The sequence below is a fragment of the Bradyrhizobium sp. WSM4874 genome (assembly GCF_055811835.1).
The window spans coordinates 1-22,098 of record NZ_JBVVPR010000019.1 but is presented as its reverse complement, the minus strand read 5'-3'; the positions used below and the strand labels follow the sequence as shown (position 1 = coordinate 22,098).

Annotated in this window: 18 protein-coding genes and 4 pseudogenes; 17 read left to right on the top strand and 5 right to left on the bottom strand. The window is 63.7% G+C overall.

From position 1 onward, the window contains the following. The first annotated feature begins 19 nt into the window (after positions 1 to 19). A complete protein-coding gene (locus AC0L3P_RS20210) occupies positions 20 to 664 on the top strand; it encodes an FMN-binding negative transcriptional regulator (RefSeq protein WP_007600163.1) in 645 nt (214 codons plus the stop codon). A gap of 281 nt (positions 665 to 945) precedes the next feature. On the opposite strand, the gene pdxR is transcribed toward AC0L3P_RS20210, so the two are convergent. Beyond that, entirely contained in the window at positions 946 to 2,478 is a 1,533-nt protein-coding gene (pdxR, locus tag AC0L3P_RS20205) for a MocR-like pyridoxine biosynthesis transcription factor PdxR (RefSeq protein ID WP_473304379.1), read from the bottom strand. Between the two features lie 811 nt (positions 2,479 to 3,289). Then, a complete protein-coding gene (locus AC0L3P_RS20200; protein WP_473304377.1) occupies positions 3,290 to 4,186 on the bottom strand; it encodes a LysR substrate-binding domain-containing protein in 897 nt (298 codons plus the stop codon). Between the two features lie 110 nt (positions 4,187 to 4,296). Between AC0L3P_RS20200 and AC0L3P_RS20195 the strand changes: the two genes are divergently transcribed. The 4 genes and pseudogenes from AC0L3P_RS20195 to AC0L3P_RS20180 form a co-directional block, all read left to right on the top strand. After that, a complete protein-coding gene (locus AC0L3P_RS20195; RefSeq protein WP_473304374.1) occupies positions 4,297 to 5,046 on the top strand; it encodes an SDR family NAD(P)-dependent oxidoreductase in 750 nt (249 codons plus the stop codon). Between the two features lie 24 nt (positions 5,047 to 5,070). Further along, positions 5,071 to 5,922, top strand: coding sequence for a transketolase (locus AC0L3P_RS20190; protein WP_473304372.1), 852 nt, complete (start codon positions 5,071 to 5,073; stop codon positions 5,920 to 5,922). After that, positions 5,919 to 6,965, top strand: coding sequence for a transketolase family protein (locus AC0L3P_RS20185; RefSeq protein ID WP_473304369.1), 1,047 nt, complete (start codon positions 5,919 to 5,921; stop codon positions 6,963 to 6,965). Before AC0L3P_RS20190 ends, AC0L3P_RS20185 begins: the two co-directional genes overlap by 4 nt. Positions 6,966 to 7,116: 151 nt before the next feature. Next, a pseudogene (locus AC0L3P_RS20180) lies at positions 7,117 to 7,516 on the top strand (TRAP transporter substrate-binding protein); the annotation flags it as partial. A gap of 362 nt (positions 7,517 to 7,878) precedes the next feature. Here AC0L3P_RS20180 and AC0L3P_RS20175 read toward each other — a convergent pair. Further along, a pseudogene (locus AC0L3P_RS20175) lies at positions 7,879 to 8,263 on the bottom strand (DNA polymerase thumb domain-containing protein); the annotation flags it as partial. A gap of 54 nt (positions 8,264 to 8,317) precedes the next feature. Here AC0L3P_RS20175 and AC0L3P_RS20170 point away from each other — a divergent pair. Both AC0L3P_RS20170 and AC0L3P_RS20165 read left to right on the top strand, forming a co-directional pair. Then, positions 8,318 to 8,554 (top strand): GntR family transcriptional regulator, encoded by a 237-nt coding sequence (locus AC0L3P_RS20170; RefSeq protein ID WP_473304573.1) that lies wholly within the window; start codon positions 8,318 to 8,320, stop codon positions 8,552 to 8,554. A gap of 8 nt (positions 8,555 to 8,562) precedes the next feature. After that, on the top strand, positions 8,563 to 8,919 hold the full coding sequence (locus AC0L3P_RS20165) for an aminotransferase class I/II-fold pyridoxal phosphate-dependent enzyme (protein ID WP_473304367.1): 357 nt from the start codon (positions 8,563 to 8,565) through the stop codon (positions 8,917 to 8,919). Between the two features lie 813 nt (positions 8,920 to 9,732). Here the strand turns inward: AC0L3P_RS20165 and AC0L3P_RS20160 are convergent. Then, positions 9,733 to 10,461, bottom strand: coding sequence for a TetR/AcrR family transcriptional regulator (locus AC0L3P_RS20160; RefSeq protein ID WP_473304364.1), 729 nt, complete (start codon positions 10,459 to 10,461; stop codon positions 9,733 to 9,735). Between the two features lie 137 nt (positions 10,462 to 10,598). Between AC0L3P_RS20160 and AC0L3P_RS20155 the strand changes: the two genes are divergently transcribed. The 10 genes and pseudogenes from AC0L3P_RS20155 to AC0L3P_RS20110 all read left to right on the top strand — a co-directional run. After that, positions 10,599 to 11,798, top strand: a complete 1,200-nt coding sequence (locus tag AC0L3P_RS20155; RefSeq protein ID WP_473304361.1) for a cytochrome P450 — start codon at positions 10,599 to 10,601, stop codon at positions 11,796 to 11,798. 673 nt (positions 11,799 to 12,471) lie between these two features. Beyond that, entirely contained in the window at positions 12,472 to 13,674 is a 1,203-nt protein-coding gene (locus AC0L3P_RS20150; protein WP_317245096.1) for a cytochrome P450, read from the top strand. Between the two features lie 94 nt (positions 13,675 to 13,768). After that, positions 13,769 to 15,058 (top strand): cytochrome P450, encoded by a 1,290-nt coding sequence (locus AC0L3P_RS20145; protein WP_473304358.1) that lies wholly within the window; start codon positions 13,769 to 13,771, stop codon positions 15,056 to 15,058. A gap of 1 nt (position 15,059) precedes the next feature. Then, the gene (locus AC0L3P_RS20140) at positions 15,060 to 15,368 is read left to right on the top strand and encodes a ferredoxin (RefSeq protein WP_231188988.1); all 309 of its coding nucleotides are present in this window, start codon (positions 15,060 to 15,062) and stop codon (positions 15,366 to 15,368) included. Then, a complete protein-coding gene (locus AC0L3P_RS20135; RefSeq protein WP_473304571.1) occupies positions 15,355 to 16,200 on the top strand; it encodes an SDR family oxidoreductase in 846 nt (281 codons plus the stop codon). Before AC0L3P_RS20140 ends, AC0L3P_RS20135 begins: the two co-directional genes overlap by 14 nt. Continuing rightward, positions 16,200 to 17,543, top strand: a complete 1,344-nt coding sequence (locus tag AC0L3P_RS20130) for a cytochrome P450 (RefSeq protein WP_473304356.1) — start codon at positions 16,200 to 16,202, stop codon at positions 17,541 to 17,543. Before AC0L3P_RS20135 ends, AC0L3P_RS20130 begins: the two co-directional genes overlap by 1 nt. A 99-nt stretch (positions 17,544 to 17,642) precedes the next feature. After that, the gene (locus tag AC0L3P_RS20125; RefSeq protein WP_473304354.1) at positions 17,643 to 18,641 is read left to right on the top strand and encodes a polyprenyl synthetase family protein; all 999 of its coding nucleotides are present in this window, start codon (positions 17,643 to 17,645) and stop codon (positions 18,639 to 18,641) included. Between the two features lie 299 nt (positions 18,642 to 18,940). Then, on the top strand, positions 18,941 to 20,491 hold the full coding sequence (locus AC0L3P_RS20120; RefSeq protein ID WP_473304352.1) for a hypothetical protein: 1,551 nt from the start codon (positions 18,941 to 18,943) through the stop codon (positions 20,489 to 20,491). Continuing rightward, positions 20,488 to 21,390 (top strand): terpene synthase family protein, encoded by a 903-nt coding sequence (locus AC0L3P_RS20115; protein ID WP_456766004.1) that lies wholly within the window; start codon positions 20,488 to 20,490, stop codon positions 21,388 to 21,390. Before AC0L3P_RS20120 ends, AC0L3P_RS20115 begins: the two co-directional genes overlap by 4 nt. Beyond that, positions 21,377 to 21,643 (top strand): annotated as a pseudogene (locus AC0L3P_RS20110) (type 2 isopentenyl-diphosphate Delta-isomerase); the annotation flags it as partial. The gene AC0L3P_RS20115 and the pseudogene AC0L3P_RS20110, both read left to right, overlap by 14 nt. Before the next feature lie 7 nt (positions 21,644 to 21,650). Here AC0L3P_RS20110 and AC0L3P_RS20105 read toward each other — a convergent pair. Continuing rightward, positions 21,651 to 21,885, bottom strand: a pseudogene (locus AC0L3P_RS20105) (MFS transporter); the annotation flags it as partial. Between the last annotated feature and the right edge of the window lie 213 nt (positions 21,886 to 22,098).

The following is a 22,098-nucleotide window of genomic DNA, read 5'->3' as shown; positions in this document are numbered from 1 at the left end:
CAATTGCCAGGGAGCTAGCATGTACGTCCCCCCACATTTCGCCGAGTCGCGCCCTGAGGCGCTTCACGATCTCATCAACAAAAATCCTCTCGGCATCCTCTTCACTAACGGGAAGAGCGGGCTCGACGCAAATCACCTGCCTTTCGAGTTGCATGCGAAGGAAGGGCAGCAGGGCGTGCTTCATTCACATGTGGCTCGCGCAAATCCCATTTGGCAGGATATCGCGACGGGAAACGAGGTGCTGATCGTATTCCGCGCCGGGGATGCCTACATCGCGCCGAACTGGTATCCGAGCAAGGTCGAGTTCAAGAAGCAGGTCCCGTCCTGGAACTATATGGTGGCTCATGTGTACGGACGCGTGACAATCCGCGACGATGAGCGTTACGTTCGTGGCATGGTCGCGCGGCTGACGCGCATCCATGAGGCGAAGCAGGCCGATCCTTGGAAGATGACTGACAGCCCCAAGGACTACATCGATATGATGCTCAAGATGATCGTCGGAATCGAGATCGAGATCACACGACTCGTTGGCAAGTCGAAGCTTAGTCAGAATAAAGAGGTCCGGGACATTCTCGGTGCAGGGAACGCGCTCAAGGCCCAGGGCAAGGATGTGATCGGCGATGCAATGCTGGCCGCCGCTGTGGCCAAAGCGGAGCAGGCCTGACTCATATCCGACGGAGCGACATGCTCGGAGAAATCGTGGCGCAACGACCTACTTGTAATCCTCGGGTATGACGGGGCCAAACCCATCGGCGGCCCTGCGCAAGCATGGATAATCTCATTCGCCCTACGATCGTCTGCCGCTGGCGAAAGCTGTAGTTGGACTCAAAAACTGGAGATCAGTGCGCGTTCTTCCCGGCGCGCTGCGAAGCACCCAACCCAATGTTCAAGTTCGCGGCGAGCGCCGATTGCTGCGAATGAGACCTGAGTGCGGCCATACAGATATTATCTGGCAGTTTCCATCCGTGGGCGCTTGGACAGTTCGGCCTTTCTGTTCGCGCGGACCGATGCCTCAAGGACACCTTTCAGGCGGACTGCGGCCGCCTGCAATTCCGCGACGGAAAAGCCGCCGAAGCCGAGCATTAGACCGAACCGAGCAGGCGCATTTTGGTACATGGGCGAGATCGGTCGCACAACCAGCCCGGCCTTATGTGCTTGCTCGGCAAGCTTGACGTCGTCGAGGCCGGCAGGAAGCCAAAGCACCAGGTGCATACCTTGGTCGCTGGGTTGGAGCGCTGTCCAGGACGGCAGCTCCGTCTCAATGGCGGAGATCAGGGCCACGCGCCGTTCTGCGTAAGCGCCCCGGATGCGCCGTATGTGAGCTTCGAAATAGCCCTCGCGCATATATTGCGCGAGCACATATTGATCGGCTGTCGGAGAATGGCGGTCAATAAGAGCACGGGCGCCCGCGAACGCATCCACCAGCGGAAGGGGAACGATGGCGTATCCGATCCGCATGGATGAAAACAGCACTTTGCTCATCGTCCCGAGATAGACGACACGTGTAGGATCGAGTCCCTGCAGGGACGGAAATGGATGTCCCGCGTAGCGAAGTTCGCTGTCGTAATCGTCCTCGACAATCCAGGCATTGTTTTGACGGGCCCAGGACAGCAGAGCCGTGCGTCTCCCCATGCTCATCGGCATGCCGAGCGGATATTGATGCGATGGCGTAACGAACGCGACCCGAGCCTTCGGGCATCGGACGAGACCTTCGTGGACGTCGATGCCCTGCGCGTCGACGGGAATGCGAGAGGTCTGGACGTTGAAGTTTCCGAGAACCGCGACAATACCGGGATAGGCGGGGTCTTCCGCCCATACTGCGTCTCCGTCCGCAAGAAGAACGGTTGCAGCCAGAAAAAGACCCTGCTGCGTACCCGCCGTGATCACGACCTGGCCGGCCTCGCATTTCACTCCACGGGCTTTACGAACGTAGTCAGTAATCGCGAGCCGCAAATCAGGCAATCCTTTCGGGTCGATGTATCCCGACGGGGCAGCCACGCGCAGCGCTCGGACGCGATTACCGAGACGGCGCCACTTGTCATCCGGGGCGACCGCGCCTGCCGGATGAGCGATTGCAAATGGCGCCGTCCCTTGCGGCCGAAGAGCTTGCGCGACCTCTGCAAGACGGGCGACGTTCTCCCGCAACACAGGGCCGATCCGCGGCGGCGCAATGAATGCCTGCGGTGGGCTGACGAGTTCGCGACCGCCGTTGACGTTGGCGACCATCGTGCCGCCTCTGGCGCGCGCCTCGAGGTAGCCTTCCGCATGTAGCTGACCGAACGCCTCGATGACCGTACCCCTCGCGAGTTGGAGCGATGCCGCGAGGGCGCGGGTGGACGGCAGCCGTTCGCCCGGCTTCAACATCCCGTTTGATATCGCCTCGCGAAGTGCCTGCGTGAGTTGTTGTCCGACCCGGCCTGCGGCCTTGTCGAGAGAGCCCAGCGAGGGAATTGCGATGATGTTTCGGCGCCTTGCCATTGCCGTTCTGGTCTACCTGTCCGCTCGTACTTTGAAGTCCAGAATAGACCAACTCTGTGAGTCATTGAAAGAAATCGTCACATACCTCTCTACCGCTCGGTTTCGACATCCCGACCCGCCGAGCAGCGATGGCCTTGCGGGTCAACGACCATTTCCCCACGACGTAGGTAGCTCGGCCCGAGGCCGTGGAAGATCGCCTCGTTGAATCGACGGGCTGAGCATCTTCGTTGTTGAGAGGCTATCCAGTTTCGAAGCCCGTCGAGAGTGTGAAATCCATCGGCCGCGTAGCAGCGGACGTCCGGAAGGAAAGCCTGCATCAATTCGGCGAGCGCATGTCCCGGATCGAGGTCCAAGCACCCTGCTGGCCCTCAGCTCTGCCAGGGCCTCCGGGGTCGCCGACCGCTCGATGAGGCGCGCGAGCTGCAAAGTGAGCTTCACTGTTGCATCGCTTGCGGAGAAGATGCGCTCGCCGTCGCCTCCTGCGAGCAGAATCCGCTGGCTTTCGATCGGCCTCGCGCCTGCTGGCGGCGAGCGCCTCTTGCAAGGGTTTGCGGGCGCGCGCGAGCCGTGACGTGCGGGAAGTGATCTCAATGCGTGTCTATATGTTGAAGGCGGCTGCGGCGCTCAGGCGCTACATCGATGATCGCCTTGTACAGATGGATCGGCGAGCATCAGCGATAGCTCCCTACCAGACCGATGAAGAATGCATGATCTGAGGTTCTCCGCAGGCGCGGACGCCCCGGCGGCGAGGGTTGCTGTTCGGCGCCAAGCAGAGGTTTGCCCTGAACCAAGCTCCAGCCAGACCTGCAGTTCATTGCGAGGAGCGGGCGTCTTCACCGTCGAGCTGAGCCAGCAGCCAGTCTGCAAACGCTCGTACGGCCGATCTTTGTCGGCTGGCGCGCGGATAGATGAGACGGTGACCGACGTAACTGATATCGATCGCACGTCCCGCCAATGGGGCAACCAATCGCCCATTGGCCAGTTCAAGCTCGGCCAGGAGGGTTGATTCCAACGCCACTCCCAATCCCTCCACAGCGGTCGCAATCGCAAGAAAGCTCCGATCGAACCTCATGCCGTGGAGCGCGGGGGCTTCCAATCCGTTGGCAGCGAACCATTGATGCCACTGCACCTGCTTCACGTCTGAGCGGATGAGCGTCTGATCGAGGAGATCAGCGGCCTTCCTTATCGATTTTGCGAGCGAGGGAGAGCAGAGCGGCGTGACCGTCTCCTCTGGTAGAGGAACAATCTCGACGCCTTCCGCGCGCGGCGGACCGTAGACGATGTCGATATCGAAATCATCGTTGCTGAAGCGCGCATAATCCGTGCTTGCGGCCAGTCGAACCTCGAGCTTCGGGTAAGCAGCGAGAAACTGCGCAAGCCGTGGCGCCAGCCATTGCGCAGCAAAACTTGGGGCGGAATGGACGCGCACCAGTTGTGGGCCGCGGGCGGCGACTTCTTCAAGCCCGCGGCGGAGCTGATCGAACGCCGCCCCGGTGTGACGCATCAGATTTTCGCCGGCTGGCGTGAGCCGCACAGATCGCGCGCTGCGCTCGAACAGAACGGTCCGAAGCGTGGCCTCCAGCTTGCGAATCGCGTGACTGACGGCGCTCGGCGTCAGGTGAAGCTCATTCGCCGCATCGCGAAACGATCCGGTCCGGGCTGCGGCTTCAAAGGCACGAATTGAGGATATCGGGATCTTCGAGAGCATTCGATAAGTGAACCAGATTCATCGATCCGTGACAACTGCGCGTTTGTAGGGCCGGCCTCCGCAGGTCATTCCTAAATCCAGCAAGGAAGAACAATTTGCGGGAGGAATTGATGCTGCTCAGCGGTAAGACGGCAATCATTTCGGGCGCGGCCTCGCCGCGGGGCATCGGGCTCGCAACCGCCCGGCGGTTCGCCGCCGAGGGCGCTCGGGTGGCCATTCTGGATATCGACGCCGGCGCCGCGGCGGACGCTGCGGCATCGCTTGGAAAGTCCCACATTGGACTGGCGTGCAACGTCGCCGACAAATCGTTCTGCGAACAGGCAGTCACCCGTGTGATCGAAACCTTCGCAGGCATCGATATCCTGATCAACAATGCCGGGATCACCCAGGCCGTCAAGTTCCTGGACATTTCGCCGGCAGATTGGGATCGAATTCAGGACGTCAATCTCAAGGGTATCCTGTTTCTGTCCCAGGCGGTGATCCCGCATATGCGCGCACGGAAGTCCGGCTCGATCGCGTGCATGTCGTCCGTCTCGGCCCAGCGCGGTGGTGGAATTTTCGGCGGGCCACACTACTCGGCTGCGAAAGCAGGGGTCCTTGGCCTCGCCAAGGCGATGGCGCGGGAGTTCGGCCCTGACGGGATTCGCGTCAACTGCGTTACGCCCGGCCTGATCGGCACGGATATTACGGCAGGCAAGCTGAATGATGAAATGAGAGCGAAAATTCTGGAAGGCATTCCGCTCAATCGCCTCGGCACGGCAGAAGATGTCGCCGGTATCTACACCTTCCTGGCCTCGGACCTATCTGCCTACGTTACGGGTGCCGTGATCGACGTCAACGGCGGCATGCTTATCCACTGAGCCAGCGAGATAAGGTCCAGATCGATGGAAACGCCCACCAATGCGCTTATCAACGCGCCCAAGCTAGCGGACCGCGCCTACAACATCCGCCGCAATGCGCTGCGCATGGGCGAAGTCCAGGGGCAGGGTTATATCGCGCAGGCGCTCGACATCTCCGATGTTCTCGCCGTGGCCTATTTCCACGCCATGCGTTACCGGCCTGAAGACCCGTCATGGGAGGGCCGGGACCGCTTTCTGCTCTCCAACGGACATTATGCCATCGCACTCTACGCAGCTTTGATCGAGGCGGGAATTGTCCCGGAGGAAGAACTCGAAACCTATGGCAGCGACGAGAGCCGCCTGCCGATGTCGGGCATGGCCTCCTACACGCCCGGAATGGAAATGTCGGGCGGATCGCTCGGACTTGGGCTGAGCATTGCCGTCGGCATGAGCCTAGGACTCAAGCGCAAGAGATCCGAGGCACAGGTATACACGTTGTTTTCCGATGGCGAACTCGACGAAGGCTCCGTCTGGGAAGCGATCCAGTCGGCAGGCCACTACAAGCTCGACAATCTGATCGGCATCGTCGACGTCAACAATCAGCAGGCGGATGGTCCTTCCACGCAGGTTATGGCCTTCGAGCCGCTGGTCGACAAGCTTCAGGCCTTCGGCTGGTTCGTGCAGCGGATCGACGGCAACGATCTCGATGCCGTACTTGCCGCGTTCGACGCGGCCAAGTCCCATTCCGAGCCCAAGCCGAGGATGATCGTCGCCGACACTCTGATGGGGAAGGGCGTTCCTTTCCTGGAGCAGCGCGAGAAGAATCATTTCATCCGCGTCGAGCAGCACGAATGGCAGCTCGCGCTTGCCGCGCTGGAAGCTGGGAGGCAGGCATGAGGACCATCAGATCAGCACCGCAGCCGCGCAAGCCGCGCCTGACCACCTCCGCCATGATCGCATCGATCGCTTCTGAGGGACAGAAGACGAAACCGGCGCCCTTTGGACATGCGCTCGTCGAGCTCGCCCGCAGCCGCCCTGAGGTGGTCGGCATGACGGCCGATCTGGGCAAATACACCGACCTGCACATCTTCGCGAAGGAATTTCCGGACCGTTATTATCAGATGGGCATGGCCGAGCAGCTTCTGTTCGGCGCTGCGTCGGGCCTTGCCGCCGAAGGCTTCATGCCGTTCGCGACCACTTACGCCGTGTTCGCATCGCGACGGGCTTACGACTTCATACACCAGACGATCGCGGAGGAAGATCGCAACGTGAAGATCGTCTGCGCGCTGCCGGGGCTGACCTCGGGCTATGGCCCGAGCCATCAGGCCGCAGAAGATGTCGCCCTGTTTCGCGCGATGCCGAATATGACGGTCATCGATCCCTGCGATGCTCACGAAATCGAGCAGCTGGTGCCCGCCATCGCGGCCCATCACGGGCCTGTCTACACCCGCCTGCTGCGCGGCCAGGTGCCGCTCGTGCTGGACGAATATGATTACAAATTCGAGCTCGGCAGGGCCAAGCTGATTCGTGACGGGAAGGACGCCCTGGTCATCTCATCCGGCATCATGACCATGCGTGCGCTCGAGGCGGCGCAAACCTTGAAGGGCGACAGCATCGATACTGCGGTGCTGCATGTTCCAACCATCAAGCCGCTCGACACTGAGACGATCTTGCGTGAAGCCGGCAAATCGGGCCGTCTTGTCGTCGTTGCCGAGAACCACACGTCGATTGGCGGCCTTGGCGAGGCAATTGCCGCGGTTCTAATGCGTTCAGGCGTTCATCCGCGTTTCCGCCAGATCGCATTGCCGGACGAATTTCTTCACGCTGGCGCACTTCCGACACTGCACGACCGCTACGGGATTTCTACCGCAGAGGTCGCAAGGCAGATCAAGCAGTGGCTTGCACCGGCGCTAAGCGCCAATCCAGCCAAGTCCTTGTGAGGAGCTACACCCGTCGCATGTTGCGGCGGCGAGCGATGACTCTTGCCTACATGCCGGCGGTCGAGAGCGGTGAACCAAGAGACGCGAAAGCTGCACGCCAGCGCAGGCTGATGCTGTCGGCACCAACGTCAATGCAGGATCAGGAGGAAACATGATTGTCTCGAAGCCCGGAAGGATGAGCCGCCGTACGCTATTGATGGCAGCCACGGCCGTACCTCTCTGCGGGATTCTTACTCGTCCGGCTTCCGCAGCCGAGTTCGTTTACAAGTTTGCGACCGGGCAGGATCCGACCCACCCCGTGAATATCCGGGCCCAAGAGGCGATCGACCGATCCGCGAAGCGACGAGCGGCCGGCTGGAGATCAGGCTGTTTCCGGCCAATCAGCTCGGCTCCGACACCGAACTCCTGACCAGGTACGCAGCGGCGTGAGTTCTTCAACCAATCGTCCTCGATCCTTGCCACCCTGGTGCCGAGCGCGGGCATGCACCGCCTTCGCATTCGCCGATTACGACAGCGTATGGAAGGCGATGGACGGCAAACTCGGCACCTATGGAATTCCGGTCATTGCCCGTCACGACGACATGCTTCCTTTTGCGAGCTTTATTGTCCCGAGGATGCGCTTTGGGTCTCCCCTTTCGCGGATGAGAACCAGCCCGTCGTCGTCAAGACACTCAAGCGGACCGCGGCGATCGGGAGCTTTCGCCGAGCTGTCGGCTGGACCCATGAGACGCGGGGTCGGTGCGGCATCGACCGGAGCTATCTACTTTTTGGTGAGTTGGGCTGCCGCCGCGCCCTGCCCACTTAAGATGCATGCGTTCGCGGGCTTCGCGGCGACGCTGGCGCCATTCGCGTCGGCGCTTCGCTCGCTCTGCCGGCAGCGGCAAGGATGGCACTGGTCAGCGTGACTTTCCGGGCCCGCGCGGTCCTTGTCCTCCCAGTGCCGCCAGACCTTCTCGATCAGCGGGCCCAACTCGGTGGCCATTGCGTCGAAAGCGCTAAAGATCGGTTGAGGACGTGTTCTCCGCACCAACCGACTTCCGGATCCGGTTCGCGCGGACCTCGCGGTGATCAATGCCCCTCGATATCCGGTAGTATTACGCGCCGGCCTTGCCGAAATTGGCTTGCAGAGTCGAGCGACTGATTGCGGACGTCGAGGCAGTCTACCGCCCGATAGCATTCATCTTGGTGCAAGTCGCCGGACCGATGCCGTGGGATTTGCTGACAGGGAGTGCCTCCACGAAGCCGGGGCTCATCTCCGGCGTGATGACGTACTGGCCGTTTGCCGCGCCAGGCTTTCTGCAGATACGCGCCGGCCGCGGAAACTCGCGTCCGAGGGGGCGCGATAGCTCGCCCTGGTCAGTGCTCTGGAGCGGGACATCGCTGACGGTCGGCTGTCCGATGGCGACTGCCTTCCGCCGCACCTTGACCTGGCACGAGAGCTCGGCCTGTCCGTCGGCACCGTCAGCAAAGCCTATCAGAAGGCCGAACAACGCGGGATCAGCGGACATGTCGGGCAGGGCACCTTCGTCCGGCGTCATTCGCCGCGCAGGCCGAGGCGGCCACGGCATGACATGAACCGGTCAATTTAGCGCTGAGCGTGCCCGGCCACGGAAGCGAAACGCAGGTCCTGTCCGCGTTGTTTGGCGAGGTGGTGCGCGAACCTGATCTTGCACTGTTGTTGGGCTACCATCCTCACGCTGGCGTTTCCCAGGAACGTGAAATCATCGCAGCCTCGCTCTCTGACAACGCCTTTACGGTCGCGCCGGCACAGCTGATTCTGTGCAACGGCGCCCAGCACGCGATCGATGTCGCCCTGCGCTTCGTGGCAAAACCCGGCGACAGTGTCTTGGTGGGTGCTTTCACTTATCCCTGCTTCAAAGCCATCGCCGCGCCAGCCACCTTAATTTGGTGCCCGTGGACATGGATGAGGACCGAAGCGACCCTGAGGCGCTGAAAAAGCCTGCCGGGCGTCCCGAGCGCGAGTGCTCTATTGCCTGCCGACGTTGCAGAGCCCCACGGCTCGCACGCTGAGTCTTGACCGCGGGGGCGCATCGGTGAATTCGCCGAGGAGCTCGATCTCGCCATCATAGAGGATGACGTTTACCGCTTTTTCTTCCCCGAGCGTCCTGTGCCGATCGCCTCATTGGTGCCGGCCCTCTCCTTCTAAATCACGTCCTACTCCAAATACCTTGCGCCAGCCTTCAGGCTCGGGACAGTGACAGTCCGGCCGGCCTACATCGCTCAAACTCAGCTCCTCCTGCACGCCTGTGCCTGGTTTGTTGCTCAGGTGTTAGGCGAGACTGTGGTGCGGTTGATTGAGAGCGGAAAGCTGGAAGAACTTCTGCGTGAGCGGCGGCGTCAGGCGCACGAACGTTACGGGATGCTCCTAGACTTTTTCCCAATGCCGCAAACTTCAGTTCTCAGCCTTCTACGGATAGTTGCAGTTGCCGCAAGAGTGGTCCGCAGATCGGTTTACGGCCGCTGCGCCAGGACGAGGCATACTTGTCCCCCCCCCGCATCGCCTCAGCGGTGGGAAAGGGGGATCCTGGCGCCATTCGCATCTGTTTTGGCGCCCCCAGCGATCCTAAAGAACTGTCCGATATATTTCAGATACTTCGGGACATTATGGCTCGCCAGCCAGTAAACGTCGCTTCTCACGCGTAGGTGTCCGTCTTCGTTTCGGTACGCGTGGCGAATCCCTTCGCGCGACAGCCCCTTTTCTTGGCTGCGACGATAGATCGGCTGCCAGCAAGCCGGTGCTGCCGAACTAAAGAAGATCACCGATGGAAATTCTCGGCCAGGTCTCGGTCTGCCGAGCGGCTTTAATCTTCGCCGACCAAGCGTCGATGAGACTGCCGAGGACCAATCGCCCGTTGCCGTGAATGTCCGGCCATTTCATCGTTGGTGTTCCCAGTGGCAACGAGATCACCCCATGCGCCGCCGATAGCAGGGCGGTCGCTAGGCGCTCCGTCAGCCCCGGCCTCGCCTCCACCCTCAATTCGGAAAGATACTCCGCGATCGAAGTCACAAATAGCCCGTAGCCCTTTCGTGCGATCTCAGTTTCACCGAAATAAACCCCGTCGGGAAAACGCCTGTCCTCGACTGTGCCGGCCATCGAATAGAGCGATCGAAAATGATCGGGGTTGTCCACCCAATACTTGATATAGGCCTCCATGACACGCCGCAGCCGGACCTCACCGCTGGAATGAAGCGCGCGGACTTGGTCGAGCCGATCCGCCATTTCCTCGAGATTCCTCTCCTTCACTGCCAGCAGCAGCAGGATCTTGGTCGGAAAGTATTTGAGAACCGTGCCCTTCGAGTAACCGAGCGCATCGGCGATCTTCTGGATCGAAACGGTTTCGAGTGTGCCGCTCGCGAACTCCTTTCGCGCTGTTTCAAGGATTCGAGCCTGCAACGCGCGCTTGTCAGCTTCTTGGCGCGCGCGCTTCTGAAAGCGCCGCATCCCCTTGGAGTTTCCTGATCTCTCGGCCGACATCCAATCTCCGCCCGGTCTGTCCTGCAGCTACATGGCTGTTATCACGAGCAAAAAACGCCACTCCATTCCTAGCTTGCCACCTTCTGCAATAAATGACTATAGTCAATTAAGTAGAAGCGACCAAACGGAGGCGAACAGTGGCAACTTCGGCACGCGAGTATGCCTGCAGCGATTTCGATCCGTTCGACTGGGACACTCGCATCGACCCCTATCCGGCCTATGCCGAGCTTCGTGCGAAGGCACCCGTCGTCAGGCTCGAGAAATACGGCATCTTCGCCGTGCCGCGTTTTGCCGAGATCAAGGCGGTCTTTGCTGACCATGTGAACTTCAGCAATGCCGGTGGTGCTGGCATCATCAATTCTTTCAAGGAGAAGCCGTGGCGTCCGCCGAGCATCGTCCTCGAAGCTGACCCACCGCTACATACACGCACCCGAAAGGTGCTAGCTCGGATCATGTCGCCGGGTGCCATGCGGGGCCTCGAGAACGGTTTCAAGGCCAAGGCCGCCGCGCTGGTCGATGAACTCATTGAAAAGAGATCATTCGACGCCGTCCGCGATCTTGCCGAAATATTTCCGGTGACTGTATTTCCCGATGCTCTGGGCATCGACAATGAGGGCCGCGAAAATTTTCTGACCTACGGCGCCATGGTGTTTGCCGGCATGGGGCCGGAGAACGATTATTTCCGAACTCTGATGGCCAAGGCACCTGAGGTTTTGCCTTGGGTTGCCGCGAAATGCCAACGGGACGCCTTGGCTCCCGGCAGTTTTGGCGCACAGGTCTACGAGGCCGCCGATAGCGGCGAAATTACCCATGACGAAGCGCCTCTGCTCGTCCGGTCCTTTCTTTCGGCGGGACTGGATACGACTATCAGTGCAACAGGCATGGCCCTCTTTAGTTTAATCCGTCATCCGGAGCAGTGGGCCATTCTGGCCGCCAATCCTTCGCTGGCGCGCGGCGCGTTCGATGAGAGCCTGCGCTATGATTCCGCCGCACCTTACGTCTTTCGGACCACACCGCATGAAACCGAGATCGCAGGGGTGCCGATCGGTAAGCACGAGAAAGTATTGCTGCTGATTGGTTCTGCAAATCGCGACGAAACGCGGTGGGAGCAGCCCGACCAGTTCGACATCACCCGGCGCGTCTCGGGCCATATCGGCTTCGGCACCGGGATCCATGGCTGCGTGGGGCAAATGGTCGCGCGGCTCGAAGGCGAAGCCGTTCTGGCCGCCTTGGCGGCGAGCGTCGCATCAATCGAGATAACGGGCGAGCCGGTATACCGCGACAGCAGTGGATTGCGGGCCCTCAGCTCACTGCCGGTACGCGTTACGACGAAATAGCGCCAGCCCGGGCTCTTTGCGGCGGCTGTCATTGCCCGCCAGGACGGCTGGCGGACCTGCTTCCTTTGCGAGCTTATTGCCCGAAAGGTGTTGTCGTGCAAGCCCCGCTGCTTCTTCGACGTAGTTGCTATAGTTCAGCACGCCTTTCGCATGAAAGTGCGTTGAGCCGAGAAGGGATCTTGTTCTTGAAAAGGAGCTTCCCAAGGGCCCGAAGGATCAACGATCGCCTTGATAACGTTTGCATCGAGAATCAACGCGGGCCCTCTATCAGCCTTGCGAAATACGCCATCGTCATCGTGGCGAACCCCAGGCAGGTCACCAGATCAACGCCTGCGGCGAGCAGCGCATCGCGCTGCAAGTCCGTGCTCTCGCCGTCGGAGTCCGACCGACACGCATGTAGCCAACCAACATAGGCGGATACGCATCGGAAATAGGTTTCCGTGCGCGTGGCGGCAGAGTTTTCCGCATATTTTTTGCGCCACCAAGCGTTTAGTTTAGGACGCTACTACAAGATTCGGTAGTTGGCTAAAGCCACTTTGAGGCCCTAGGTTCCGGCCGCCTCCCCGCCGATCATCATCATCGACGAACAGAAGCGAACGCAAGCGCACGTGAAGCCCGCACCGCCTGCCGGTCACCTTCCGCCCTTCCATCGCGTAGAGACTGAAGTGTCACCATGTCCGAACAACCCTTGCCGACGCTGCCGATGTGGCGCGTCGATCACATCGAGCCCTCGCCCAAGATGTTGGCGCTACGCGCCAACGGTCCGATCCACCGCGTGCGCTTCCCGTCCGGGCACGAAGGCTGGTGGGTGACAGGCTACGACGAGGCCAAGGCGGTGCTGTCCGACGCGGCGTTCCGGCCCGCGGGAATGCCGCCGGCGGCATTCACCCCGGATTCGGTAATTCTCGGTTCGCCGGGGTGGCTGGTCTCGCACGAGGGGGGCGAGCATGCCCGGTTGCGCACGATCGTGGCGCCGGCCTTCAACGATCGCAGGGTGAAGCTGCTCGCGCAGCAGGTCGAGGCGATCGCCGCGCAGTTGTTCGAGACGCTGGCGGCCCAGCCCCAGCCCGCCGACCTGCGGCGCCACCTCTCCTTTCCGCTTCCGGCCATGGTCATCAGCGCGCTGATGGGCGTGCTCTACGAGGATCACGCGTTTTTCGCCGGCCTGTCCGACGAGGTAATGACGCACCAGCATGAAAGCGGCCCGCGCAGCGCGTCGCGCCTGGCTTGGGAAGAACTGCGCGCCTACATTCGCAGCAAGATGCGGGACAAGCGCCAGGATCCGGGCGACAACCTGCTGACGGACCTGCTCGCGGCGGTCGACCAGGGCAAGGCGACCGAGGAAGAGGCGATCGGTCTGGCCGCGGGCATGCTGGTGGCGGGGCACGAGAGCACCGTCGCGCAGATCGAATTCGGCCTGCTGGCCATGTTCCGCCATCCGCAACAGCGCGAACGCCTGGTCGGCGATCCATCCCTGGTGGACACGGCGGTGGAGGAAATCCTACGCATGTACCCGGCGGGCGTGGGCTGGGACGGCATCATGCGCTATCCGAGGACCGACGTGACCATCGCGGGCGTGCATATTCCCGCGGAGAGCAAGGTGCTGGTCGGACTGCCTGCGACGTCGTTCGATCCGCGCCATTTCGACGACCCGCAAATCTTCGATATCGGGCGCGCCGAAAACCCGCACCTGGCGTTCTCCTACGGTCCGCACTACTGCCTCGGCATGGCGCTGGCCAGGCTGGAACTCAAAGTGGTGTTCGGTTCGATCTTCCAGCACTTTCCCGCGCTGCGCCTGGCCGTGGCGCCGGAAGAACTGAAGTTGCGCAAGGAGATCATCACTGGCGGGTTCGAAGAGTTGCCGGTGCTCTGGTGATGCGCGGACACCGCCGGGAATCGCGATCTTCTCCGCAATTTGCCGGCGCGCCTGGCGCGCGCCGTTCCGATCAGCAAGCCAACAGTTAACCAAGATGGACGTGCAAGAAACCACGGCAGCATGCCGGGACGCCTTCGCCGAACTGGCGTCGCCAGCGTGCATCCACGACCCGTATCCGTTCATGCGGTGGTTGCGCGAGCACGATCCGGTGCATCGCGCGGCGTCGGGCCTCTTTCTGTTGAGCCGCCACGGCGACATCTACTGGGCGCTCAAGGCCACGGGCGATGCGTTTCGGGGACCGGCGCCGGGCGAACTGGCGCGCTATTTCCCGCGTGCAGCGACCAGCCTGTCGCTCAATCTGCTGGCGTCCACGCTGGCGATGAAGGACCCACCGACGCATACGCGTCTGCGCCGGCTGATCTCGCGCGATTTCACCATGCGCCAGATCGACGACCTGCGGCCGAGCATCGCGCGCATCGTCGCAGCGCGCCTGGACGGCATGGCGCCCGCGCTGGAGCGCGGGGAGACGGTGGACCTGCATCGGGAATTCGCGCTGGCCTTGCCCATGCTAATCTTCGCCGAACTGTTCGGCATGCCCCAAGACGACATGTTCGGGCTCGCCGCCGGCATCGGCGCCATTCTGGAAGGCCTAAGCCCGCACGCCAGCGATCCCCAGCTTGCCGCGGCGGACGCGGCCAGCGCCAGGGTGCAGGCCTACTTCGGCGACCTCATAGAGCGCAGGCGCACCGATCCCCGCCACGACATCGTGTCGATGCTGGTCGGCGCACACGAGGACGATGCCGACACGCTGTCGGATGCGGAGTTGATCAGCATGCTGTGGGGCATGCTGCTGGGCGGCTTCGCCACCACTGCCGCGACCATCGACCATGCGGTCCTGGCGATGCTGGCGTATCCCGAACAGCGGCACTGGCTGCAGGGAGACGCCGTGGGGGTGAAGGCATTCGTCGAAGAGGTCCTGCGCTGCGACGCGCCCGCCATGTTCAGCTCCATTCCGCGTATCGCCCAGCGCGACATCGACCTAGGCGGCGTGGTGATCCCGAAGAACGCGGACGTGCGCGTGCTGATCGCGGCCGGCAATCGCGACCCGGACGCCTTCGCCGACCCCGACCGCTTCGATCCCGCGCGGTTCTACGGCACCAGTCCTGGCATGTCGACCGACGGGAAGATCATGCTGAGCTTCGGCCACGGCATCCACTTCTGCCTCGGTGCGCAACTGGCCCGGGTGCAGTTGGCCGAGAGCCTGCCGCGGATCCAGGCGCGCTTCCCCACGCTGGCATTGGCCGAGCAGCCGAGCCGGGAGCCCTCCGCGTTCCTTAGGACGTTCCGCGCGTTGCCGGTGCGGCTGCATGAGCACGGGGACTGAGATGCGCGTCGTGGTCGACCAGGATATGTGCGGAACCACCGGGCAGTGCGTGTTGACGCTGCCGGGCACCTTTCGCCAGCGCGAACCGGACGGCGTGGCCGAAGTGTGCGTGGCGACGGTCCCGCAGGCGCTGCACGCTGCCGTGCGGCTCGCGGCCAGCCAGTGCCCGGTCGCCGCCATTCGGGTCATCGAAAGCGACGCTGGCGATGACGAGCGCGCCACCGCCGACCCTGCGCCTTCTCCGGCCGAGGCCGAGCGGCATGCCGCAAAAGACCAGCGCAATCGACGAGGACACGATGGGACGGTTTGAAGGCAAGGTGGCCGTGGTAACCGGCGCCGGCGCCGGTATCGGCAAGGCATGCGCCCTCGCTATCGCGCGCGAGGGCGGCAGAGTGGTGGTGGCCGACATTGACGGCGCGGCGGCCATCGCCTGCACCGCGCAGATCGCGGCCGAAGCGGGCCACGCGCTGGCCCTGGCGATGGACATCGCCGATGCGCAGGCGGTGGCAGCGCTGTTCGAGACGGCGGAGCGGCACTTCGGTGGGGTCGACCTGCTGGTGAACAACGCGAGCGCCATGCATCTGACCCCGCGCGACCGCGCGATCCTCGACCTGGATCTGGCGGTCTGGGACCAGACCATGGCGACCAATCTGCGCGGCACCCTGCTCTGCTGCCGGCAGGCAATCCCACCGATGATCGCCCGCGGCGGTGGCGCGATCGTCAACATGTCGTCATGCCAGGGGCTCAGCGGTGACACCGCGCAGACGTCCTACGCCGCGTCGAAGGCGGCGATGAACATGCTGTCGGCCTCGCTCGCCACCCAGTACGGTCATGCGCAGATCCGCTGCAACGCGGTTGCGCCGGGTCTCATCATGACCGAGCGTCTCCTCGCCAAGCTGGACGAGGGCATGCAACGGCATCTGCGCCGGCACCAGCTCCTGCCGCGCGTCGGCCGTCCCGAGGACGTGGCCGCGCTGGTGGCGTTCCTGCTTTCCGAGGATGCTGCGTTCATCACCGGCCAGGTCGTGTGCATTGACGGCGGCATGCTGGCGCATGTGCCGACGTACGCCGACGGTGGCAACAGCCGCGCCGCGCGGCCTGCCGGCAACACCGCCGAAGCGGCTGCGGCGCCGCGCTGCTGATGGACATGCTGCTCAACCCGCTGGCGCGTCGGCACCGGCTGCGGTACGACATCCCGATCGTGCCCGGCGCTTTCCCCCTGGTCGGGCATCTTCCCGCCATCGTCTGCGACCTGCCGCGCCTGCTGCGGCGCGCGGAACGGATGCTGGGCAGCCACTTCTGGCTGGATTTCGGCCCTGCCGGACACCTGATGACCTGCGTGGATCCGGACGCGTTCGCGCTGCTCCGGCACAAGGACGTGTCCTCGGTGCTGATCGAAGAGATCGCGCCCGAATTACTTGGCGGAACGTTGGTCGCCCAGGACGGCGGCGCGCACCGGCAGGCGCGCGATGCGATCAAGGCGGCGTTCCTGCCCAAAGGGCTGACTCAGGCCTGCATCGGCGACCTGTTCGCGCCCGTCATCTGGGCGCGGGTGCAGGCGTGGCGTGACGGCGGCGACGTAACCATCCTGCGCGAAACCGGCGACCTGATGCTCAAACTCATCTTCAGCCTCATGGGTATCCCCGCGCAGGACTTGCCAGGATGGCATCGCAAGTACCGGCAACTGCTGCAGTTGATCGTCGCGCCCCCGGTCGACCTGCCCGGGCTGCCCTTGCGGCGGGGCCGCGCCGCCCGCGACTGGATCGACGCGCAGTTGCGCCAGTTCGTCCGCGACGCGCGCGCGCATGCCGCGCGCACCGGGTTGATCAACGACATGGTAAGCGCCTTCGATCGCAGCGACGATGCGCTCTCCGATGACGTCCTGGTCGCCAATATCCGCTTGCTGCTGCTTGCGGGTCACGACACCACCGCCTCGACGATGGCCTGGATGGTGATCGAGCTGGCGCGGCAGCCTGTGCTGTGGGACGCCCTGGTCGAGGAGGCGCAACGCGTGGGCGCGGTGCCGACCCGGCACGCGGACCTGGCGCAGTGTCCGGTCGCTGAGGCCCTGTTCCGCGAGACGCTGCGCGTGCATCCGACGACCACGCTCCTGCCGCGTCGGGCGCTGCAGGAATTGCAACTCGGCCAACGGCGCATTCCCGCGGGCACCCATCTGTGCATCCCGCTGCTGCATTTCTCGACCTCGGCGCTGCTGCACGAGGCGCCTGATCAGTTCCGCCTGGCGCGGTGGCTGCAACGCACGGAGCCGATCCGGCCGGTGGACATGCTGCAGTTCGGTACCGGCCCACACGTCTGCATCGGCTACCACTTGGTGTGGCTCGAACTGGTGCAGTTCTGCATCGCTTTGGCGCTGACCATGCACAAGGCCGGGGTGCGGCCGCGGTTGCTGAGCGGCGTCGAAAAAGGCCGGCGTTATTACCCGACCGCACATCCGTCCATGAAAATCCGCATCGGATTCTCATGAGCTGGCATCGCTTGCGCCTGTGTGGCGAGGCAGCGACGCCGGCAACACCGCGGCGGCCCGCTGTGGCCGTCTCCTGTCAGGTACAAGGACATGAACAGCATGCAGACCGGTTCCACGCTACACGACGACCGAACTGGCGTTTCCACGCTCGGCGGATTGGGCGCGCAGGCGCGCGGCGCTTCCGGCAGGCTGATGCCTGAGATCTGGATGCAGGACGGCGCAAAGCGGGTCGAACAAGCGCTCGCGCGTCGTCTCTGCGTCGAAGACAAGGGTGAGACCGAGCTGATCGCGGCAATGCGCTACGCCACCTTGCATGGCGGGAAGCGCACCCGCGCCTTGCTCTGTCTGGCTGCCGGCACACTGGCCGACACGCCGGCGCACATGCTCGACGACGTCGGCGCCGCGATCGAGATGATGCACGCCTGTACCCTGGTCCACGACGACCTGCCCGCGATGGACAACGACGTGCTTCGCCGCGGCCTTCCGACCGTGCATGTCAAGTTCGGCGAAGCCACCGCGATCCTGGTCGGCGACGCGCTGCAGGCGCACGCCTTCCTGACCCTGGCGAGCCTGGATGCGCCGGGCGACAATCCTATCGCGCTCGTGCGCGAACTGGCGCAGGCGGTGTCCGCCGAGGGTGCCGCAGGCGGGCAGGCCATCGATCTGTCGCTGGTCGGAAAGCACGTCGAGCTGGACAGGATCGTCGCGATGCACCGGATGAAGAGCGGAGCGCTAGTGCGCGCGTCCGTTCGCATGGGCGCGCTATGCGCCATCGCGGAGGATGCCGCGCACGCTGCGCTGTACTGTGCGCTCGATCGCTACAGCGCCTGTTTCGGCCTGGCGTTGCAGGTGGTCGATGACATTCTCGATGCGACGGCGGATACCGCGGCGCTGGGCAAGACCCCCGGCAAGGACGCGGCGGCGCAGAAGCCGACCTGCGCGTCGATCATGGGGCTGCAGGCTGCGCGCCAGTTCGCGCTCGATCTGTTGCGCGACGCCGGAGAGGCCATCGTCCCGCTGGGGCCGCGTGCGGAACGGTTGGGGCAGATGCTGCAGCGGGCCAACGCGCACCTGTTCAAGCACGCGCCATGCGCATGAGCGCGCCCGTGCGCATGGAGTCGCCCTTGTGCCGCTGCGATCAGCCGGCGGTAGCGGTGCATGCTGCACCGTGTCCGAGTCCGCGGCGCCCATCGCAGCGGTTGCCCTGCACGGCCGCGGCGCGCTGCGGCCAAGCCTATGCGGCGGACCGGCGCCAGCGTCGTTGGCGCGTCGCCGCGCCAGAGCAGTGCGGCCGTCCGGCGCTGCCCATCGGCCGGGCCGCGACGGACCTGCGGCGACGTGCGCGGCGTCTGCCCGATCCTGGTTCTCGTCAACCGTCTGCAGAAGGAACATCCCGCGTGAACGCGCAGTCCGAACAGATCCTTTCCGAATTGCGCCACCTGCTGAGCGAGATGAGCGACGGCGGCAGCGTCGGTCCGTCCGTCTACGACACGGCGCGAGCTCTGCAATTCCACGGCAACGTCACCGGTCGGCAGGACGCCTACGCGTGGCTCATCTCGCAGCAACAGGCCGATGGCGGATGGGGAAGCGCGGACTTCCCGCTGTTCCGTCATGCGCCCACGTGGGCGGCGTTGCTGGCATTGCAACGTGCCGATCCTCTTCCCGGCGCTGCCGACGCGGTCCAGGCTGCAACCCGGTTCCTCGAACGCCAGCCCGATCCCTACGCGCATGCGGTGCCGGAAGACGCGCCGATCGGCGCGGAGCTGATCTTGCCGCAATTTTGCGGCGAGGCCGCATCCTTGCTGGGCGGCGTGGCGTTTCCGCGCCACCCGGCCCTGTTGCCGTTGCGGCAAGCGTGCCTGGTCAAGCTGGCGGCGGTGGCGACGTTGCCGAGCGGCCATCCGTTGCTGCACTCCTGGGAAGCCTGGGGGACCTCGCCGACCACCGCATGCCCGGACGACGACGGCAGCATCGGCATCAGTCCGGCGGCCACAGCCGCGTGGCGTGCGCACGTCCTGACACAGGGGAGCACGCCGCAGGTCGGGCGCGCGGACGCGTATCTGAAGGCGGCATCGAAGGCGACGCGCAGCGGCATCGAAGGTGTCGTTCCCAACGTCTGGCCGATCAATGTGTTCGAACCATGCTGGTCGCTGTACACCCTGCATCTGGTCGGGTTGTTCGCGCATCCCGCGCTCACTGAGGTGATGCGCGTGATCGTCGCGCAGCTCGATGCCCGCCTTAGCGTGCGCGGTCTCGGCCCGGCATTGCACTTCGCGGCCGATGCGGATGACACCGCCATTGCGTTGTGTGTCCTGCGCCTTGCAGGCCGCGACCCGGCGGTCGATGCGTTGCGCCAATTCGAAAGCGGCGAGCTGTTTGTCACCTTCCCCGGCGAGCGCAATGCCTCGATGTCGACCAACATCCATGCCCTGCATGCGTTGCGACTGTTTGGAAAGCCTACCGCCGCCGCCAGCGCCTATGTCGAAGCCAATCGCAACCCGGACGGTGTATGGGACAACGAAAAATGGCACGTTTCATGGCTGTATCCCACCGCGCATGCCATCGCTGCGCTGGCGCAAGGCAACCCCCAGTGGCGCGACGAGCGCGCGCTGGCGGCGCTGCTGCGCGCGCAGCGCGACGACGGCGGCTGGGGCGCCGGTCGCGCGGCCACATTCGAGGAAACCGCCTATGCGCTGTTCGCGTTGCACGTGATGGACGGGAACGAAGAGCCGACAGGGCGCCGGCGCATCGCGCAGGCGGTGGCGCGTGCGCTGGAGTGGATGCTCGCCCGCCATGCGGCGCATCCATTGCCGCAGACGCCGCTGTGGATCGGCAAAGAACTATATTGCCCCACGCGGGTCGTGCGCGTGGCTGAACTCGCCGGGTTGTGGCTGGCACTTCATTGGGGGCGGCGCGCCCTGGCCAAGGGAGCAGGAGCGGCGCCATGATCCAGACCCAACGCGCGCTGCAGCAGGTGCTGGAGTGGGGGCATTCCCTGACCGGGTTCGCCGATGAGCATGCCGTGGAAGCAGTCAGGGGCGGCCAGTACATCCTGCAGCGCATCCATCCGAGCCTGCGCGACGCCAGCGCCCGCACCGGCCGCGATCCGCAGGACGAAACGCTGATCGTGGCGTTCTATCGCGAACTGGCGCTGCTGTTCTGGCTCGACGATTGCAACGACGTTGGCCTGATCGCGCCGGAGCAGCTCGCCGCGGTGGAGCAGGCGCTGGGGCAGGGCCTGCCGTGCGCGCTCCCCGGATTCGAGGGCTGCGCGGTGCTGCGCGCCTCGCTGGCCGCACTCGCCTACGATCGTCGCGACTATGCTCAGCTTCTCGACGATACCCGGCGCTACTGCGCAGCGCTGCGCGACGGACCCGCGCAGGCGGCAGGGGCGGAACGCTGGTCCTACGCCGAGTACCTGCACAATGGCGTCGATTCGATCGCCTACGCGAATGTGTTCTGTTGCCTGTCATTGCTGTGGGGGTTGGACATGGCGACCTTGCGCGAGCGTCCGGCATTTCGCCAGGTCCTGCGGCTCATCTCCGCGATAGGGCGTCTGCAGAACGATCTGCATGGACGCGACAAGGACAGGACGGCGGGCGAGGCCGACAACGCGGCGATCCTGCTGCTGCAGCGCTATCCGGCTATGCCTGTGATGGAGTTCCTCAAGGACGAGCTGGCCGGCCATACGCGCATGCTGCACCGCCTGATGGCGGAAGAATGCTTTCCCGCGCCGTGGGGAGCGTTGATCGAGGCCATGGCCGACATCTGCGCGCAGTACTATCAGACCTCGACCAGCCGCTATCGCAGCGACGCCGCGGGGGCAGGCCAGCGTGCGCCGGGCTGAACGCGCGGGAGGCGGAGGCGAGCGCCCGCTCCCCTCGGTCAGATCGGACGCAACGCCGTCGCCCGATGGAGCGAGCATGAGCGACACCGCCATGAGCCCGTGCAAGGACGACTATCTGGACGTCGTGCTGGATCGGCGAACGGCACCGGCCCCGATCGCCGACGGCTGGAAGTATATAGGTTTCGAACACTGCGCATGCGACTTGGACCTGACGCAGATCGAGCGCTGCGCCTGGCTGGTGGGCAAGATCATGGCGCGGAGCGGCGTCCATAGCGATCACCGAGAAACCCGGTACGCAACGATCCCAGATCATGCCGACGAAGGTCGCGGAGATGAACACCGCATTCTGGGCGAGGGTCCAAACCTGGTCTTCAGCATCACGCTCAGCACGGTACCGGCAATGTAGATGAAAAACATTCCGATGCCGATCAGCAGCATGATGCGGCCATGGAATGGCCCGACCAGCAGTCGATCAAGACGAGTGCCTGCGTTCACGGATTCGAGTTTGACGCTCTCCCTTGATGCGGACCGCCTTCTTCGAACGTCTGCCGCTTGTCTTCTGTTAGCATTACAGTTGCTTTTGTTGCGGGCTTCTGAATCCATGGGCAACCATGATTCGAATGTCGTGGGCGCGGGCCGCGTCGGTTGAGGAGACGCTTGCGTTGTGGGCGGCGTCGCTTCGAGAGATCAAGCAACGGATACGTCCGT